Origin of the sequence: Paenibacillus gallinarum (genome assembly GCF_014836635.1) — a bacterium.
Lineage (GTDB): Bacteria > Bacillota > Bacilli > Paenibacillales > Paenibacillaceae > Paenibacillus > Paenibacillus gallinarum.
On record NZ_JACSQL010000059.1, the window covers coordinates 1 to 507 of the forward strand.

Sequence of the window (507 nt, forward strand, 5' to 3'; positions counted from 1 at the left end):
AAAACGTTAGTTGAAAACAGCAGGGAGCAGTTTGCCAGTTGGCAGCTGCTCCCTTTTAGTCATGCAAACCGGCAGGTTTTTTGTTATCATTAAACAAAATGGAGGGGATGAACGTTCATAAGAAAAAGTATTTTATTCTAATGCCACCAATGTTAATAATTGGGCTATTTTCATTCTGCTTTCTTCCAGTAAATCAGAGACAGTATGTGTTTTTAGCACCTATTGTATTTTGGTTGATATATTACACTTGGATATTTATTGAAAGAAAACAAAAGAAAAAATTATAATTGGGATAAATTCTCTTAAGATAAAGATTGGAGGGTAAATCAATTGGGCGGAATAATAATGTTTATCGTTTATTTGTTGGTAGGCGGATTAATTATAAAAGTAGGTGTAGATAATTCTAAAGGTACTCAATATTCAAAAGAAATATTAAAGGAATTGCGTGAGATCAAAGAACTTATGATGAAAGATAAGAACGAATAATCCTAAACTGTTACGCTAACG

1 protein-coding gene is annotated in these 507 nt (G+C 32.0%); it reads left to right on the forward strand.

Annotated features, from left to right (window positions below):
* Nucleotides 1-330 precede the first annotated feature (330 nt).
* Nucleotides 331-486: a hypothetical protein gene (locus H9647_RS25615; protein WP_191805326.1), complete on the forward strand. Its 156-nt coding sequence runs from the start codon at nucleotides 331-333 to the stop codon at nucleotides 484-486.
* Nucleotides 487-507 lie beyond the last annotated feature (21 nt).